Annotated in this window: 17 protein-coding genes and 2 tRNA genes; 17 read left to right on the top strand and 2 right to left on the bottom strand. The window is 57.5% G+C overall.

The features are described from left to right. Window positions 1-102 precede the first annotated feature (102 nt). The 3 genes from adk (at window position 103) to B9Z51_RS14335 (ending at window position 2,103) form a co-directional block, all read left to right on the top strand. A complete protein-coding gene (gene adk / locus B9Z51_RS14340) occupies window positions 103-759 on the top strand; it encodes an adenylate kinase (protein ID WP_108375796.1) in 657 nt (218 codons plus the stop codon). A gap of 136 nt (window positions 760-895) precedes the next feature. Beyond that, window positions 896-1,597 (top strand): hypothetical protein, encoded by a 702-nt coding sequence (locus B9Z51_RS18290; RefSeq protein WP_146187775.1) that lies wholly within the window; start codon window positions 896-898, stop codon window positions 1,595-1,597. 74 nt (window positions 1,598-1,671) lie between these two features. Further along, window positions 1,672-2,103, top strand: a complete 432-nt coding sequence (locus B9Z51_RS14335; RefSeq protein ID WP_108375795.1) for a helix-turn-helix transcriptional regulator — start codon at window positions 1,672-1,674, stop codon at window positions 2,101-2,103. Window positions 2,104-2,183: 80 nt separating this feature from the next. Here B9Z51_RS14335 and B9Z51_RS14330 read toward each other — a convergent pair whose 3' ends face one another. Both B9Z51_RS14330 and B9Z51_RS14325 read right to left on the bottom strand, forming a co-directional pair. After that, the gene (locus tag B9Z51_RS14330) at window positions 2,184-3,662 is read right to left on the bottom strand and encodes an IS5 family transposase (protein ID WP_233254975.1); all 1,479 of its coding nucleotides are present in this window, start codon (window positions 3,660-3,662) and stop codon (window positions 2,184-2,186) included. 173 nt (window positions 3,663-3,835) lie between these two features. Then, entirely contained in the window at window positions 3,836-4,768 is a 933-nt protein-coding gene (locus B9Z51_RS14325) for an asparaginase (protein WP_233254974.1), read from the bottom strand. 112 nt (window positions 4,769-4,880) lie between these two features. Here B9Z51_RS14325 and lexA point away from each other — a divergent pair, with 112 nt between their 5' ends. The 14 genes from lexA to B9Z51_RS14255 all read left to right on the top strand — a co-directional run bounded on the left by lexA (window position 4,881) and on the right by B9Z51_RS14255 (window position 17,862). Next, a complete protein-coding gene (gene lexA / locus B9Z51_RS14320; protein ID WP_108376030.1) occupies window positions 4,881-5,552 on the top strand; it encodes a transcriptional repressor LexA in 672 nt (223 codons plus the stop codon). 340 nt (window positions 5,553-5,892) lie between these two features. Then, window positions 5,893-6,021 carry a hypothetical protein gene (locus B9Z51_RS18985; RefSeq protein ID WP_255419314.1) on the top strand — a complete coding sequence of 43 codons (129 nt, stop codon included), beginning with the start codon at window positions 5,893-5,895 and terminating at the stop codon, window positions 6,019-6,021. A 112-nt stretch (window positions 6,022-6,133) separates the two neighbouring features. Further along, a complete protein-coding gene (locus B9Z51_RS14310) occupies window positions 6,134-7,141 on the top strand; it encodes a D-2-hydroxyacid dehydrogenase family protein (RefSeq protein ID WP_108375792.1) in 1,008 nt (335 codons plus the stop codon). A 61-nt stretch (window positions 7,142-7,202) separates the two neighbouring features. Continuing rightward, window positions 7,203-8,342, top strand: coding sequence for an MFS transporter (locus B9Z51_RS14305; RefSeq protein ID WP_108375791.1), 1,140 nt, complete (start codon window positions 7,203-7,205; stop codon window positions 8,340-8,342). 118 nt (window positions 8,343-8,460) lie between these two features. Continuing rightward, entirely contained in the window at window positions 8,461-9,981 is a 1,521-nt protein-coding gene (locus tag B9Z51_RS14300; RefSeq protein ID WP_108376029.1) for a 3-hydroxyacyl-CoA dehydrogenase, read from the top strand. Window positions 9,982-9,983: 2 nt separating this feature from the next. Beyond that, the gene (locus tag B9Z51_RS14295; RefSeq protein ID WP_108375790.1) at window positions 9,984-10,763 is read left to right on the top strand and encodes an oxepin-CoA hydrolase, alternative type; all 780 of its coding nucleotides are present in this window, start codon (window positions 9,984-9,986) and stop codon (window positions 10,761-10,763) included. Between the two features lie 57 nt (window positions 10,764-10,820). Then, window positions 10,821-11,540 carry a Crp/Fnr family transcriptional regulator gene (locus tag B9Z51_RS14290; protein WP_108375789.1) on the top strand — a complete coding sequence of 240 codons (720 nt, stop codon included), beginning with the start codon at window positions 10,821-10,823 and terminating at the stop codon, window positions 11,538-11,540. A 52-nt stretch (window positions 11,541-11,592) separates the two neighbouring features. Then, complete coding sequence (locus tag B9Z51_RS14285; RefSeq protein WP_108375788.1) at window positions 11,593-12,678, top strand: phosphotransferase; 1,086 nt, start codon at window positions 11,593-11,595, stop codon at window positions 12,676-12,678. Window positions 12,679-12,725: 47 nt separating this feature from the next. After that, entirely contained in the window at window positions 12,726-13,985 is a 1,260-nt protein-coding gene (locus tag B9Z51_RS14280; protein WP_108375787.1) for an acyl-CoA dehydrogenase family protein, read from the top strand. 90 nt (window positions 13,986-14,075) lie between these two features. Continuing rightward, window positions 14,076-14,768, top strand: coding sequence for a glutathione binding-like protein (locus tag B9Z51_RS14275; protein ID WP_108376028.1), 693 nt, complete (start codon window positions 14,076-14,078; stop codon window positions 14,766-14,768). A 65-nt stretch (window positions 14,769-14,833) separates the two neighbouring features. Then, a tRNA-Pro gene (locus B9Z51_RS14270) sits at window positions 14,834-14,910 on the top strand. 43 nt (window positions 14,911-14,953) lie between these two features. After that, window positions 14,954-15,030, top strand: a tRNA-Arg gene (locus B9Z51_RS14265). A 663-nt stretch (window positions 15,031-15,693) separates the two neighbouring features. Continuing rightward, window positions 15,694-16,878 (top strand): ABC transporter substrate-binding protein, encoded by a 1,185-nt coding sequence (locus tag B9Z51_RS14260; protein WP_108376027.1) that lies wholly within the window; start codon window positions 15,694-15,696, stop codon window positions 16,876-16,878. Window positions 16,879-16,998: 120 nt separating this feature from the next. Beyond that, window positions 16,999-17,862, top strand: coding sequence for a branched-chain amino acid ABC transporter permease (locus B9Z51_RS14255; RefSeq protein ID WP_108375786.1), 864 nt, complete (start codon window positions 16,999-17,001; stop codon window positions 17,860-17,862). Window positions 17,863-17,869 lie beyond the last annotated feature (7 nt).

The following is a 17,869-nucleotide window of genomic DNA, read 5'->3' as shown; positions in this document are numbered from 1 at the left end:
CTGGGCATGCGCCGTAAGTCTGCTTAGAGGCAGGCGTGATATTCTCAAAAACAACCGTCAGGCGAGCCTGACTGAAACGATTCCAAACAATAAGGACTTCCCATGAGACTGATTCTGTTGGGCGCACCCGGCGCCGGCAAAGGCACACAAGCCACCTTCATTTGCCAGAAATACAACATCCCTCAAATCTCCACTGGCGACATGTTGCGCGCCGCTGTGAAGGCTGGCACCCCCTTGGGTCTGCAAGCCAAAGCCGTGATGGAGTCCGGCGGTCTGGTCAGCGACGACCTGATCATCAACCTGGTCAAAGAACGCATTGCCCAAGCCGACTGCGCCAATGGTTTCCTGTTTGACGGCTTTCCCCGCACCATCCCCCAAGCCGATGCCATGAAGGCCGCAGGCGTCAAGCTCGATTACGTGCTTGAAATTGATGTGCCCTTCGACGCCATCATCGAGCGCATGAGCGGCCGCCGCTCACACCCCGCTTCGGGCCGCACCTACCACGTCAAGTTCAACCCCCCCAAAGTCGAAGGCATGGACGATGTGACCGGCGAACCCCTGGTGCAGCGCGCCGACGACCAGGAAGAAACCGTCAAAAAACGCCTGGACGTCTACAGCGCCCAGACCCGCCCACTGGTGGACTACTACTCCAACTGGGCCAAATCCGATGCAGCCGCCGCCCCCAAGTACCGCGCCATCAGCGGCACCGGCAGCGTGGAAGACATCACCGCACGCGCCTTTGCGGCGCTGGCTGACTGATTTTTAAGCTTTTCTTAAAAATAAATACTGAATTTATAATAGTAAGGCATTGAACGTCCAACAAAAGGACGTTCAACTTGAAATTTAAACTTCAAAAGTATTTTCGCCAACAGGAAAACTACAATCAGGGAAATTTATGAATCACAAAAAAATTATTTTTCCTGCATTCATTGCAATATCTTTTTTTCTTTCTGGTTGTGTTTCTCGCTCCATCCAAATGATTAATGATAATGGACATGCTGCCAATTGCGAAGCTTCTGGAATAGGTATTATTGGTGCACCAGCAGCGTATGCAATGACTGAAGAATGTATAAACAAATACAAGCAAGCAGGATATCGTGAGGCAGATGCACCAAAAATTTCGCAAACTACTGCAACCTCTACCCAATCAACACCTATAGCTCCTTTGAGCTTCAGTTCTAAAGATCAAACATTCAAGATCACGCTGGATTCTGGTTGGATGCCACTACTTGTTCCAAATCAATCCCCGCAATTAAGTTTAAAAAATCCCACTGCCGATACATATTTAATTATAAATACAAATAATATTTCAGATATTTCTGATTGGGGAGCATACTCCGAAAACACCAAAACAAGGCTCACCGGCAATTTAACCAACAGTACATTCTCCGATTTTGAAAAAATTAAAGTCAATGGATTTGATGCACTACAAGGAGAAATCGGAGGCACGCTCAAAAATGGCCTTAAAGTTAGATACGTTTTAACAACATTAAAAACAAACGAAAAAATTATTCAAATACTCACATGGACAACTGAATCTCGTTTCAATCAAGTAAAAAGAGATTTACAAAATATTCCTAACAATCTCTCATTTTGAAAACCATATTTAAAAGCAAAAAACTCGCAAAACACAAAATCTAAACATCAATTTTCTTTGACTCAGAGAATTCAATGTCAACAAAAGAGGAACTTAGATCGAGAGTTAACGAATTTCGTGCTCACCGAGAGGAAAGAGAGCAGGAAAAGCTTATAAATGCAGAGTTTCATGGAATCAGTTACAGTGCGGAGCATCGACCAGAAAATCTTCGATTACTCCGAGCATTCTTTAATGCAACTCAAGATGATTTCGCCGCACTTCTTGGAATTATAGGACAATCTTTATATAGTCAATATGAACGTGGTTTGCGTGAACTAGAGACTATTGATGCTCGGCGCATAGAGCAATCGCTTAATATTCCTGAAAAATGGCTAGATAGGAAAAATTCAAACTCTTTGTTCTTGTCGCAAGATGAACAATCACTCGTTAACGAAATTCGAGCAGTCAATTCAGCTGCTATTTTGATATTGGCTAAAGCGGTAAGGATCCTTTCTAATCGTGACTGATAAAACGGCGCACTGATGCAACTTGAGGGACAAATAGAGCCGCCAATGAGGCTACTTCGTCGTCCCTGAAAAATTCACTTTCAGACCAGGGTCAAGTTCATTGATCCGGACTTGACCGAGGGACCCATAAAAAACTGCCGCAATCGGTGCCCCAACTCCCCCAAACCGGTTGACAAAAGCAGGCGCAAAAAAAGGCTGATGCCCTTTTTAACGATCATGCGCAGCAGCCACCGAATGTTGTAACCGGCTGCGCACAGCACCGCGTGCAAACTGTCGCCCAGTGACCCTTTCAGGTGGCACCGGTTCATTCGGTGATCTGCTTTCAAGTGTCCAATGATGGGCTCGATGGCTTGTCGCCGCTTGAGATCTTTTTTGTCTTCATCCGTCAGACTTTTGAATTTGCCCCGGTGCTTGATGTCAATGTCTGGGTTGGCTTTGTCCACACCCCGGTAGCCCAGGTCAACGATGGCCTTGTGCGGCTTGGTGTCCAGGGCTTGCATGAGGATGCTGGCTTGTTCCACTTGTTCATTCAAAGTGTGGCCGTCATACGGATTGCCAGGGAAGGCTCTGGCGCCCACGATCAAGGTGCCTTTGAGCGTGGTGGCTATGCCCACCTTCACGCCGAATTCATACGGGTTGCGGCTCTTGCCTTTGGAGATGCACTCCACTTCCGGGGCGTGCCAACTGTATAGCTTGGGTTGTTTGTCTTGCGCCTTTTTGCTGCGCGACTGGGCGATCAGCCGTTTGGCTTTGTCGATGCTCACGCCCAAAGCGTCTTGAACGGCCTGGCTCAAGGTCGTCATCTTGCGTGCGATCTCGCGGTGCAATCGGCCCACGATGGTGGCTTGGCGTTTGATGGCCTTGCGCATGCGTTTGAACTGGCGGGCATGGGCGTAGCGCCCAGCCTTGTAGCCCAGCAGCTGACCCTCTTTGGCGTAGGTTTGCTTGAGCTCGATCCCTTGGGCCTTGGCCGCTTCGACCAGTTTGACGCGAGCGGTCTCCAACAACTTGCTGTCAGTGGGGTGGGCGATGGCTTTCTCTTGAACAGTGGAGTCGACAATGATTTGACTGAGCTCTTTCTTGGCAATCAGCTTCAAGGTCACGGCCACTTCTATCGTGCGGGCCAGGAGTTCCTCGACGCCTTCTTCGCCAAGCAATTTGCGGAACTTGACCAGTTGGGTCGGATCGCAGGGCCAACGGTGTTCAAAGTACTCGTTGCCAGAAAAGTACTGCCAAGTGGGTGTCTCGCCCCAGCGCTGGATGAGGTCTTCATCGCTTTCGTTGAAGGCGTGTTTGAGGTACAGCAGGGCGACCATCAGGCGGGTGGGTAAACGCGGGCGTCCGGCTTTGGAGACGCCAGCACCGGCAATCACTTCGGTTGCTCCAAACAAGTCCGAGTCTTCGATCTTCTTGCCTGCGCGAACCTGGCGGGCAAAGAGGTGGGCCAGAGAAGCTTCGATTTCTTGCCAAGGCATGCGGTTGGCCAAAACAGCCAATGGATGACGCAGATCGATCATTTGATCGAGGCGGTTGCGAAAGAAATCGGCGGTGATGGACATATGGGCCTCAAAAACTCCCAGAAAACAGGCTCAATTGAATATCAATGTGGGAGTTTTGAACATTGGGAATGACCCTGAAAGCTAGCATTCATGCGGGTTTCAGGGGTTTATCAGGGACGACTACTTCGGGCATTGCGAAGCGAGCGCACTCCGCGTGAATTGACCGAAAAACCTCAGGCCACTATCAAATCCAGCATCAAGCTCACCCGCGCCTTGTAGGCATTGAGTCCCAGGGGTGCCGTTTGCAGCGCTGCGGCTTGCCCCACGATCTGCCCTTCGGCGCAGCGCGTGACTAGGCGCACGGCCACGCCTTGTGTTTGCGCTTCGGACAAGGCGGTCAACAAGCTTTGATGAACAGTGCCATTGCCCGTGCCCGCCACCACCAGGCCCTGCACACCAGCGGCCACCAGGGCATGCACCTGGCGGGCATCGGCCCCTGCGTGGTTGTGCAGCAGCGCCACCCAAGGCCAGTCGGCGGTGGGCTGTGTCAGCACCTGACGGGCATGCACATGCGCCACCGGCCAGCTGCCCGGGTCGGCCCAACGCACACGGCCTTGCTCGATCCAGCCACGCGGACCGGCTTCACCCGAGCTGAAGGCATCCAGCCGGTAGGGGTGGACTTTTTGCACATCGCGGGCACGGTGGATGCGGCCTGCACAGACCACCCGCACACCCCGCGCCATCGGGTCGAGGACCACGGCCATGGCGTCCAGCAGGTTTTGCGGGCCGTCAGGCGCCAGAGCTGTGGCTGGGCGCATGGCGCACGTCAGCACCACCGGTTTGGTGGTGTGGAGCACCTGCTGCAAAAACCAGGCGGTTTCTTCCAGCGTGTCGGTGCCATGGGTGATGACGATGCCGCCCACATCGGGCTGCGCCAACCAGTGGGTACAGCGCTGTGCCAACTTCTGCCAGGTGGCGTGGTCCATGTCTTTGCTGTCGAGTTGCGCAACTTGTTCGCACACCAGGGCAGCCCCATGCAGGGTGTCATTCAGGCCAGGAACAGCGTCCAGCAGATGCTGCACACCCAGCTGCCCGGCGGTGTAGCCGGTGTGGTCACTGGCACTGGCCGCCGTGCCGGCAATGGTGCCGCCGGTTCCCAAAACCACGATTTTTTCGATTTTTTTTACCTGGACCACTTGCACAGCCTTAAAAACTGGTTAAAAATACAGTCACTGGATGAAAAAACAGCTCACCCAGTCCTTCAAAAAGGAAACTGCCATGATCGACAGCCCCAAACTCACCGCCCGGCAACAGGAAATTCTGGAACTGATCCAGAACACCATCGCCAACACCGGCGCCCCCCCCACACGTGCCGAAATCGCCAGTGTTCTGGGCTTCAAGTCGGCCAATGCGGCAGAAGAGCACCTCAAGGCCCTGGCCCGCAAAGGCGCCATCGAACTGGTCAGCGGCACCTCACGCGGCATCCGCCTCAAGGGCGGCACTCGCAGCCAGCTGCGCCCGCCGTCGGACATGTTCAGCCTCACCTTGCCCGGCCTGGGTCAGCTGAGTTTGCCATTGGTGGGTCGCGTGGCCGCAGGTTCGCCGATTCTGGCTCAAGAACATGTGGACCGAACGTACCAGGTCGAAAGCAGTTTGTTCACCGAGCAACCCGACTACCTGCTGCGTGTGCGCGGCATGTCCATGCGCGACGCGGGCATCATGGACGGCGACCTGCTGGCCGTCAAATCCACCAAAGACGTGCGCAATGGTCAAATTGTGGTGGCCCGCCTGGGTGATGAGGTCACGGTCAAGCGCCTGCGCAAAACTGCCACTGGCATCGAATTGCTGCCCGAAAACCCCGATTACCAAACCATTGTGGTCAACCCCGAAGAGCCTTTTGACATTGAAGGCTTGGCCGTGGGCCTGATCCGCAACACCTTGCTCATGTAAATCTGCTGCTTGTTACACCAGGTGGCGGGCGCCGACAAACCTATTTGTCAGCCCTGGTGCAATGAGCCCATTTTGCAATCCTGCCTGTGTCCAACCTCCATTTTCTGAAAGGTTTCACATGGGAATCGCTCTGCTTGCTTTTTCGGGTCTGTTTCAAGGTCTGACTGCTTTCCAACGCGCTGCGCCAGCGTCCATCACAAGCCCGACATCTGCCAAACGACTGCGCCCGGTTTGGCCAACGCGCCACGCAACATGCGCTCCGTCACCCTCGCAAACCATGACTCGCATGAACATGCCCAATGCCCCGGCGTCAATGCCCTCAGCACGCCCCTTGCGAGTGATGAGAATCAGCGAATCAGATCAGCGCACCACGGGCGCCGGGCGCATGGTCATATCCGGCCGCATGGCCGATGTGTGCGCAGAACTGGACAGATTGGCAGCCCTTGAGGCCCTGCACTCACACATCTGACATGCTGGCCACCCCTACCGCTGCCAGGCATCGGCAGTGGGTCTCGTAACACATCGCATCAAAATGCTTTGCCTGGCGCCTCATCTGTGTCTGGTCAAGGCACAATCAGGGGATGAATATTGTGATCCTCGACGACTATCAGGATGCCGTCCGCAAACTCGACTGCGCCACCAAGCTCGAGAACTTCCCCGCCAAGGTTTACACCAACACTGTCAAAGGCATTGGTCAGTTGTCTGTCCGGCTCAAAGATGCAGACATCATTGTGCTCATCCGTGAGCGCACCCACCTGACCAGAGCCTTGCTTGAAAAGCTCCCTCGTTTAAAGTTGATCGCTCAAACGGGTCGTGCAGGCAGCCACATTGATCTGGCCGCATGCACCGAACGCGGCATCGCCGTGGCCGAAGGCGTGGGCTCGCCCGTGGCCCCGGCCGAGTTGACCTGGGCACTGATCATGGCCGCATCCAGACGCTTGCCCCAATACATCAGCAGCCTCAAGCACGGCGCCTGGCAACAGTCCGGACTCAAGTCGAGTTCCATGCCCCCCAATTTTTGCCTGGGCACAGTACTCAAGGGCCGAACCCTGGGCATCTGGGGCTACGGCAAGATCGGTCAATTGGTTGCAGCTTATGGCAAAGCCTTTGGTATGAATGTCAGGGTCTGGGGGAGCGATGAATCCCGAGTCCGGGCGGTGCGTGATGGTTATGAAGCTTCCACCAGCCGAGAATCATTTTTTGAAGAGGCAGACGTTCTCAGCGTTCACCTGCGTCTGAATGAGGCCACCGAAGGCATCGTCACATCCGAAGATCTGGGACGCATGAAGCCCACGGCTTTGTTTGTGAACACCTCCCGTGCCGAGCTGGTCGAAGCCAATGCCCTGATCGGGGCATTGAATCGGGGCCGACCGGGCATGGCCGCCATCGATGTCTTCGAATCCGAGCCGATTTTGCAAGGCACGGCGCTGCTGCGGCTGGAAAACTGCATTTGCACACCGCACATAGGCTACGTCGAAAAAGACAACTACGAAATGTATTTGGGCGCCGCGTTTGACAACGTGCTGAACTACATCAAAGGCACGCCGACGAACATCGTCAATCCTGGCGCCTTGCAAGTGCGGCGCTGACCAGGTGAGGTTCCACACCGCATCCACAGCCAGACAAGGTCTTCCGGGGGTTTTGTGGCCCATGTTGTTTGGCAATGTGGTCATTGGCAGTGGCGTGATGATCGCCACCGGCATCCTGAACGACGTCATCGCCTCATTGCAGGTTTCAGTGACCCGAGCGGGGCAACTGATCTCCGTGAGTGCCCTGATCGTTTGCCTCGGCGCTCCCTTCCTGGCGGCCTGGGTGGCCGGCTGGGATCGCAAAAAACTGCTGAGCTGGAGCTTGGTTTGGTATGGCTTTTGGCATGCCATGGCGGCCGTGGCACCCGGTTTCTCCAGTTTGCTGGCATGTCGCATGTTGGCCATGCTGGCAGCAGCCATCTTCACACCCCAGGCGGCTTCTTGCATTGCCCTGCTGGTGCCCGAGCACCAGCGCGGGCGGGCCATCACGTTTGTGTTTCTGGGGTGGTCGGTGGCGTCGGTGATCGGCATCCCACTGGGCGCCTGGATCGGCGGCGTGTGGGGTTGGCGCTGGTCCATGGCTCTGATTTCGGCACTTTCTTTCGTGGGTGCCTTGTGGCTTTGGCGCCGCATGCCTGAGCGTGTGGTCCCCCCCGCCTTGTCTGCAGCGGCTTGGCGGCAAACTTTGTCGTCACGCACCTTGCTGGTCACGCTCAGCGTCACGGTGATGTCGGCAGCCGGTCAATTCATTTTGTTCAGTTATCTGGCGCCGTATGTGACGACCCGCTTTTCCACCAGTCCGGCCCAGTTCAGCGCCCTTCTGCTGGGCTATGGCGCCATGGGCTTTGTGGGCAATGCCTTGCTGTCGCGTCACATTGAGCGGGTGGGCACACCCCGCGCCGTGCTCATGGCCCTGATGTGCATTGCCACAGGCATGCTGCTGACCCCCTGGACCACCAGCTGGATCGCCATGGGTCTGGCGCTGCTGCCCTGGGGGTTGGGTGTTTTTGCCTCCAACTCGGCCCAGCAAGCACGCCTGGTTGTCCAAGCGCCTTGGTTGGCGTCAGCCTCGGTGGCTTTGAACACCTCGGCCATCTATGCAGGGCAGGCCCTGGGGGCCACCATCGGTGGGGCCGTGATTGTTCACCAGGGCTTGATCGCCTTGCCGCATTTCAGCCTGATGGGCATGTTGGTGGCCATGGGCCTGAGCGCGCTGGCCACGCGTTATGCCCGGCTTCACCCTTTGCCCCGCCCCGGTTGAACCCTGAATCTGGGGCGATAATGCCCCGTTACGCGCCAGTTACCGCCTTGAACACCTGACAGGTGTCACCGGGTGTGAAGCAACTGGTCTTATGGTCAATGACTTTTCATTTTTCTACATGACCCTCGCATTTTCAAAAGTCGCCATCATTGGCGCCGGCGCCATGGGCCGGGGCATCGCCCAAATCGCCGCACAAGCGGGCAGCCAGGTCTGGCTGTATGACACGCAAGCCGAAGCCATTCAAAAAGCCCGTGACGCGGTGTTCCAGCAATGGGACAAGTTGCATGAAAAAGGCCGCCTGACCGCCGAAATCGTGGCTGGCTACAAAAGCCGCCTGCTGGGGGCCAGAAGCCTGCAAGACCTGGCCGACTGTGAATTGGTGGTCGAGGCCATTGTCGAGAAGATCGAGATCAAAAAGAGCCTGTTTACAGACCTGGAAAAGGTGCTGCCCCCCACGGCGGTGCTGGTGACCAACACCTCCTCGCTGTCGGTGACCGCCATTGCCGCCGCTTTGCAGCGCCCCGCCCAGTTTGCGGGCTACCACTTCTTCAACCCTGTGCCGCTCATGAAAGTGGTGGAAGTCATTGCGGGCCTGAAAACTGACGCTGCCGTCTGCGAGCGTCTGTCCGAATATGCCCGCCAGATGGGGCACACCCCCGTACAGGCGCAAGACACGCCTGGCTTCATCGTCAACCACGCAGGGCGTGGTTACGGCACCGAAGCCCTGCGCATCGTGAGTGAGGGCATTGCTGATTTCGCCACGATTGACCGCATCTTGCGCGACCAGGTCGGCTTCAAACTCGGCCCCTTCGAGCTGTTTGATCTGACGGCGCTGGACGTGTCGCACCACGTCATTGAAGCCATTTACCACCAGTATTACGAGGAGCCGCGCTACCGGCCCAATGTGATCACCGCCCAACGTCTGGCCGGTGGTTTGGTGGGCAAAAAGGTCGGCGAAGGTTTCTACAAATACGTGGATGGCACAGCCCAAGTCCCCGCCGAGGCTCCCGTGCCCGTGGTGGAGAACATCCCGCCCGTGTGGGTGTCGCCTCGCGCGGCGCGCCGCATGGAGCTGCTGCAATTGCTCAAGGACCTGGGTGCCAAAATCGAAACCGGTGCCTCGCCCTCCCCCGAAGCGCTGACCATCGTGGCCCCATTGGGCTTTGACATCACCACCGTGGCCGTGGTCGAACGATTGGACCCGGCCCGCACCGTGGGCATCGACATGTTGATTGACGACGCCGCCACCAAGCGCCGCGTGCTGGCCACCAACCCCGCCACCCGCACCGACATGCGCGATGCGGCGCACGCCCTGTTTGCCCGCGACGGCAAGGCGGTGTCGGTGATCCGTGACAGCGGTGGTTTCATCACCCAGCGCGTGGTGGCCACCATCGTGAACATCGCGTCAGACATTTGCCAGCAACGAATTTGCACCCCGCAGGACCTGGAAACCGCCGTGACCCTGGGCCTGGCTTATCCCTTGGGCCCATTGGCCATGGGCAACCGCTATGGCCCGACCAACGCGCTCGAAGTGTTGTTCAACATGCAGACGGTCTATGGCGATCCTCGTTATCGCCCCAGCCCCTGGCTGCGCCGCCGCGGGGCCATTGGCTTGTCCCTCTTGCACACCGAAGACTGAGCATGACCGCACAACTGATCAGCACCAGCGAAGGCCAGACCCTTGTCCTGACCCTGAGCAATCCGGAGTTCCGCAATGCACTCGGGCCAGAGATGTACGCCGCCGGGGTGGAAGCCCTGAGCGTGGCCGAGTCCAACGCTGATGTGCGCAGCGTGGTCATCACCGGGGCCAATGGCATCTTCAGCGCAGGCGGCAATTTGCAACGCTTGCAAAACAACCGCCAGTTGCCCCCTGAGCACCAGGCGCAAAGCATAGAAGGCTTGCACAACTGGATCGAGGCCATTCGCACTTTTCCCAAACCCGTCATCGCAGCCGTCGAAGGGCCTGCTGCGGGCGCCGGTTTCTCGCTGGCTCTGGCCTGCGACATGATCGTGGCCGCACGCAACAGCGTGTTCGTGATGGCTTACAGCGGCATTGCCCTGTCACCCGATGGCGGCGGCAGCTGGAGCCTGTCGCGTGCCGTCCCGCGCCAGCTGGCCACCGAGCTGCTGATGTGCGGCGAGCGCATCGGCGCTGAACGTTTGCAACAACTGGGTGTCGTCAACCGATTGACCGACCCCGCGCAAGCCTTGAACGAAACCCTGAAGCTGGCGGGTCAACTCAATGCCCGTGCGCCCAACGCGCTGAGCAGCGTCAAGGAACTGCTGGCCGACGCCGATGGCAGCAGCCTGAATGCGCAACTGGCGCGAGAGCGCGACCACTTTGTCAAGAACCTGCACCACAGCAATGCAGGCATTGGCATTGCGGCGTTTTTGAACAAACAAACGCCGCAGTACGAATAAGCCGCCCGGTCCCCCAGGCGACAAAAAACCATTTTCCAGTCACTGAAAAGACAGCCCATGGACGAACCCATTCTGACAATGGAAGAAAGAGAAGCGATCAACAACGGTCGCTGGTTTTCAACCCTTTCACCATCGCTTCGGCACGACATACTTCGATGCGCTTACGTCAAACGCTACAAGGACGGCGACATGATCGCTGCACGGGGGGAGCCCCCCGAGCAGTGGATCGCCTGCGCCAAGGGTGCGGTGCGCGTGAGCTCGACCTCGGTCTCGGGCAAACAAATCACATTGACCTATGTGGAGCCGGGCATCTGGTTTGGCGATGTCTCGATCTTCGACGGGGATCGGCGCACGCACGATGCCTATGCGCATGGCGACACGACCACACTGAACGTGGCCAAAGCCGACTTCAAAAAAATCCTCTCGCAACACGTCGAGTTCTACGATGCGATGTTGCGTCTGCATGCACGTCGCATTCGCCAACTCTACGGCTTGGTGGAAGACCTCAACACCCTGCCCTTGCGCGCCCGACTGGCCAAGCAACTCAACCACTTGCTGCGCAGCTACGGGGTGCCCAGCTTGTCGGACGCCAAGGCGATTCGCATCAGCTTGCAACTGGCGCAAGAAGAACTGGCGCAACTGCTGGGCGCATCGCGTCAGCGGGTCAACCAGGAACTCAAGCAAATGGAGCGCGAGCACATCATCCGGATCGAGCCGGGTGGTCTGCTGGTGCTGGATCGGGAAGGCTTGATGCAAATCGTCAACGCGGATCACTGACCCGGATTTTTCAACTTCAATCACCGCTGAAACAAGCGGCAACAGGTGCCCCATGAGTGCTTTTGATCATTTCGTGGGGACCCGGCCTGTCACGGGCTCCCACGCCTTCGACATCGCAGCCCTGGAAAACTGGCTCAGCGCCAGACTGCCCGGCTTTGCAGGCCCCTTGAGCGTGGAAATGTTCAAGGGCGGCCAATCCAATCCCACTTACAAGCTCATCACCCCATCACGCCAATACGTGATGCGGGCCAAGCCAGGCCCTGTGGCCAAACTGCTGCCCTCGGCCCACGCCATTGAGCGCGAATTTGCCGTGATGCAAGGCCTGCATGGCACCGACGTGCCCGTGGCCCAAATGCATGTGCTGTGCGATGACGAATCGGTCATTGGGCGTGCCTTCTATGTGATGGAGTTTGTGCAAGGTCGCGTCCTGTGGGACCAGTCCCTGCCCGGCATGACACAGGGCGAACGCGGCGCTATTTACGACGAAATGAACCGCGTCATGGCCGCACTGCACAAAGTGAATTTTGCCGAACGCGGTTTGGCCAGCTATGGCAAACCGGGCAACTACATCGAGCGACAGATCGGACGCTGGAGCAAGCAATACGCAGCATCCATCACCCAGCCCATCCCGGAAATGGACAAACTGATCGAATGGCTGCCCAAGCACATCCCGGACAGCGCCAAGGACGATTCACTGGTCAGCATCGTGCACGGCGACTACCGACTGGACAACCTGATGTTCCACCCGACTGAAGCGCGCGTGCTGGCCGTGCTGGATTGGGAGCTGTCCACCTTGGGCCATCCGCTGGCGGACTTCAGTTACCACTGCATGGCCTGGCACATCAGCCCGGGCACCTTCCGGGGCATCGGCGGGCTGGACTTGGCCGCTCTGGGCATTCCCTCAGAAGCCGAATACATCCGCCGCTATTGCGAGCGCACAGGCTTCACTACACCAGACATCCTGGCCAAAGACTGGAACTTCTACCTGGCCTACAACATGTTCCGCATTGCGGCCATTTTGCAAGGCATTGCCAAACGCGTGGAAGACGGCACCGCCTCCAGCGATCAGGCCAAAACATCTGGCGCAGGCGCTCGCCCCATGGCCGAGCTGGCCTGGCAGTTTGCCTGCAAAGCCTGATCCAACACCCCTCACCCCTTTCCCCCCTCACTTCAAGGAGACAGACCATGGATTTTGAATACACCCCCAAGGTCAAAGAGATGCAGGCCCGCTTGCTGGCCTTCATGGACGAACACATTTACCCCAATGAAGCGAGGTTCTTTGCGGAAATCGCCGAAAACCGGGCCAAAGGCAACGCCTGGGTGCCGACCAAGATAGTGGAAGAACTCAAGCCCAAGGCGCTGGCCGCAGGTTTGTGGAATCTGTTTTTGCCCAAATCCACACGCGCCCCACAAGGCCTGTCGAATCTGGAATACGCCCCCCTGTGCGAGATCATGGGCCGCGTGCCCTTTGCCGCCGAAATTTTCAACTGCTCAGCCCCTGACACGGGCAACATGGAAACGCTGGAGCGCTATGCCAGCGAAAGCCTCAAGGACGAATGGCTGGAGCCTCTGCTCAAAGGCGAGATCCGCTCAGCCTTCCTGATGACCGAGCCCGATGTGGCCTCGTCGGATGCCACCAACATCGAATGTGAGATCCGCCGCGATGGCGACGAATACGTCATCAACGGCCGCAAGTGGTGGTCGTCCGGTGCCGGCGACCCACGTTGCGCGGTCTACATCGTCATGGGCAAAACCAATCCCGACGCGGGTCGCCACGAACAGCAATCCATGATCGTCGTGCCTGCCAACACCCCTGGCATCACGGTGGTGCGTGCCTTGTCTGTGTTTGGCTACGACGACGCGCCACACGGCCACATGGAAGTGGTGCTGAAGAATGTGCGCGTTCCGGTCGACAACATCCTGCTGGGTGAAGGCCGAGGTTTTGAAATCGCCCAAGGCCGCTTGGGCCCCGGACGCATCCACCACTGCATGCGCACCATTGGCATCGCCGAGCGTGCGCTGGAGTTGATGTGCAAGCGCCTGAACAGCCGCGTGGCCTTTGGCCGCGAAGTGGCCCGTCAGACGGTCTGGCAAGAACGCATCGCCGAGTCCCGCTGCATGATCGAGCAGGCCCGTTTGCTGACTCTTAAAGCGGCCTCCATGATGGACACCGTAGGCAACAAGGTGGCGAAAGCCGAGATCGCCATGATCAAGATCGTGGCCCCCAACATGGCCTGCCAGATCATCGACTGGGCCATCCAGGCCCACGGCGGTGGCGGTGTGTCGCAAGACTTCCCGCTCGCTTATGCCTACGCCCATCAGCGCACCTTGCGCCTGGCCGACGGTCCGGATGAAGTGCACCGCAACTCCCTGGCCAAGCTGGAGCTGGCCAAGCACCTGGCCATGCCTGGCGAAGTGGACATGCCCATCACACGCGGCAGCTGATCGCGCGCACTCCCCTATAAACGGCCTGCACTTGCAGGCCGTTTTTTTGCGATGATCCCCCCTTCTTGTCCCATCCCCAAGGATTTTCAGATGATCGACCTCTACACATGGCCCACGCCCAACGGCCACAAAATTCACATCTTGCTTGAAGAATGCGGTCTGCCCTACCGGGTGCATGCAGTCAACATTGGACAAGGCGACCAGTTCAAGCCCTCCTTCCTGAAAATCAGCCCCAACAACAAGATTCCAGCCTTGGTCGACTCAGATGGGCCGGATGGCCAACCGATTTCCCTCTTCGAGTCGGGCGCCATCTTGCTGTATCTGGCGGCCAAGACCGGACGCTTCCTGCCCGCATCTGACCGCGCCAAATACGATGTGCTGCAATGGCTCATGTTCCAGATGGGGGGCCTCGGACCCATGCTCGGACAAGCCCACCACTTTCGCATCTACGCTCCCGAAAAAATCGACTACGCCGTCCAGCGTTACACCAACGAAGCCAAGCGTCTGTATGGCGTGCTGGACAAACAACTCAAGAGCCAGGACTGGATCGCAGGCGGAGACTACTCGATTGCAGACATGGCCATCTTCCCTTGGCTGCGCAGTTGGCAAAACCAGGGCATCGACTGGGCCGATTACCCGCGACTGAAAGCCTGGTTTGACCGGATCGCAGAACGCCCGGCGGTGCAAAAAGCCGTGCTGGTCCTGGCCGATGCCCGCAAACCGCTGCTGGATGACAAGGCCAAACAAACGCTGTTCGGGTCCGCTCAGTACAAAAAACGCTGAAAGATTTCACTTGTTTGTGCAGCGCGTCAAAAAACCAAGCTTTTGACGGTTAGAATACATGCAGTCGGAGCGTAGCGCAGCCTGGTAGCGCATCTGCTTTGGGAGCAGAGGGTCGCGAGTTCGAATCCCGCCGCTCCGACCATTTAAAAACAAAGGCCCGTCAGGGCCTTTTGTTTTTGCAGCATCTGTCCGTAGCTCAGTTGGATAGAGCAACAGCCTTCTAAGCTGTGGGTCCCTGGTTCGATCCCAGGCGGGCAGGCCAAGTTTTCTCTACATGCCATGGCCGCATGACCCTACAGGCCCGACATGCCAAATCACCAACGATTCCGGCATAGCCTTCAATAACCCCCATTCCTTTCACTGTTGCCAGCATGATGCCTACCCGGTCTTCGCAGGCGACTTGTCGACGTCAACAAGGCATCGTAAATTTCTGCGATAGCGCATCCTTATCGTTCCTCAATATCCATCTGAGCTTTGCGGATGTCCCTTGATGGCATGGCCGTAGACGCCAAGCATGTAGCGCGGTTTCCTTGAGCAACAGGAGCACTATGTTTCTATTGATCCGGCCCGATGAAGTTTGCATGAACGCTTTTTTGTGGGAGCGGCGCCCTCGCCGCGATGGAGCCTCGCAGACCACTACCCATCGCCCCGAGGGCGGGGCTCCCACACTGATCGCTATGCCAAGAAAAGCCTTTCACTTCAAACTTCACAGGGCCGGATCTATAGTCTCAGAAAAACATGCGTTTTGATGCGTGTCAAGCCCCATCTTGAGGGTATCCACCTAGAAAAATCAGCAAAGACAAGCAAGATAATGCATTTATCGTGACACGATCATCCGCTATGCTTTGACCAGATTGCACAGGAAATCCTCCAGCATTCGATCATTCCATTGCACCACAGGAGACAGACAACCATGACCCATTTTTTGACCTCCCGCCGACAAATGCTGACCCAGGGTGCTGCCCTGCTGGGAGCCAGCTCTGCTGGTCTTTTGCTGCCGCAAACCGCACTGGCCCAAAGCGGCAAAATCCGCGTCGGATTCATGCTGCCTTACACCGGCACCTATGCCCAGCTGGGTGTGGCCATTGAAAACGGTGTGCGCATGGCCATCAACGAACAAGGCGGCAAACTCGGCGGCCGCGAAATTGAATGGTTCAAGGTTGACGACGAATCCGAACCGTCCAAAGGCATCGAAAACGCCAACAAACTGGTGCAGCGCGACAAGGTCGACGTCATCATCGGCACCGTGCATTCGGGTGTGCAGATGGGCATCCACAAAGTGGCTCGCGACAGTGGCGTGCTCAGCCTGATTCCCAATGCGGGTGTGCATGCTGCAACCCGCGCCCTGTGTGCGCCCAACGTGTTCCGCACCAGCTTCTCCAACAGCCAACCCACCATGGCGCTGGGCGAGACCATGGTCAAGCGCGGCCACAAGAAGGCCGTCTGGATCACGCACAAGTACGCCGCTGGTGACGAAGCCTTTGAGGGTTTCCGCGACAGCTACACCAAGGCCGGCGGCACCATCGTCAAGGAACTGGGCCTGCCCTTCCCCAACGTCGAATTCCAGGCTCTGTTGACCGAAATCGCTGCCCTCAAGCCTGACGCCGTGGCCTGCTTTTTCGCTGGTGGCGCTGCGGCCAAGTTCATGAAAGACTTTGCCGCTGCGGGCCTCAAGGGCAAGATCGCCCTGTACGGTTCGGGCTTCCTGACCGAAGGCGTGATCGAAGCCGCAGGTCCCGCTGCCGAAGGCGTGATGACCACCCTGCACTACGCCGACAGCCTGGACACCAAGCGCAACCACGAATTCCGCCTGGCCTATGCCAAGACTTTCAAAATGCAGCCTGACGTGTACGCGGTGCAAGGCTATGACACGGGCTTGCTGCTGATCCAGGGTGCCAACGCGGTCAAAGGCGACTTGAGCCAAAAACCGGCTTTGTACAAAGCCATGGAAGGCGCCGTGATCGACAGCCCACGCGGCAAGTGGACCATGAGCAAAGCCCACAACCCCGTGCAAGACATGTACCTGCGCGAAGTGGTCAAGGGTGAGAACAAGGTGCTGGGTGTGGCCGTCAAGGCCCTGGCAGATTCCGGCGCAGGCTGCCGCCTGTGATGCACGGCGCACGGTGAGCCGTGCCCCGCAAACCCACACTCCCAACAACGGCGGAAACATCCGCCGTTTTTCTTTCCCCAATGGCCATGACATGACCGTTTTTCATCTTGTAGAAAACCCATGGACTTCATCAATTTTTTGATCCAGCTGCTCAACAGCGTCCAGTATGGGCTGCTGCTGTTCATGCTGGCCGCAGGCCTCACACTGATCTTCGGCATCATGGGCGTGGTGAACCTGGCGCATGGCAGCTTTTACATGCTGGGCGCTTACTTGGCCTGGTCACTGGCGGGAATTCTGGGCAGCTTCACCCTGGCCATCATCGTGGGCACCGCGCTGTCGGTGGTGTTTGGCCTCTTGCTTGAAAAGCTGCTGTTCAAACACTTTTACCATCGCGATCACCTCGATCAAGTGCTGCTGACCTTTGGGTTGATCTATGTGTTTGAAGAAATGCGCTCCATGTTGTGGGGCGACGATGTGCACGGCGTGCAAATTCCCGAAGTCCTGTCAGCATCCATTGCACTGACCGATACCCTGTCTTACCCGGTGTATCGCCTGTTCATGTCAGGCGTGTGCCTGCTGCTCGCACTGGGTCTGTATTTGCTGATTTCCAAAACCCGCCTGGGCATGAAGATCCGTGCGGGTGCCTTCAACCACGAAATGACCGAAGCGCTGGGCGTGAACATCAGCTTGATCCATGCGGTGGTGTTTGCGCTGGGTGTGGGCCTGGCGGCCATTGCCGGCATGATCGCCGCCCCCATTTCCAGTGTTTACCCCAACATGGGCTCTCAAGTGCTGATCATGTGCTTTGTGGTCGTGGTCATTGGTGGCATCGGCTCGGTGCGCGGTGCACTCATCGCAGCCTTGCTGGTGGGCCTGGTCGACACATTTGGCAAAGTCTTGCTGCCGCAGGTTTCCGGCATGCTGGTGTATGTGCTCATGGCTGCGGTGCTTTTGTACAAGCCCGAAGGCCTTTTCAAACAGTGAGATCGAC

The organism is Limnohabitans sp. T6-5 (genome assembly GCF_003063315.1).
GTDB lineage: Bacteria > Pseudomonadota > Gammaproteobacteria > Burkholderiales > Burkholderiaceae_C > Limnohabitans_A.
The sequence above is the reverse complement of the archived record's forward strand: the minus strand, read 5'-3'. Positions and strand labels throughout refer to the sequence as shown.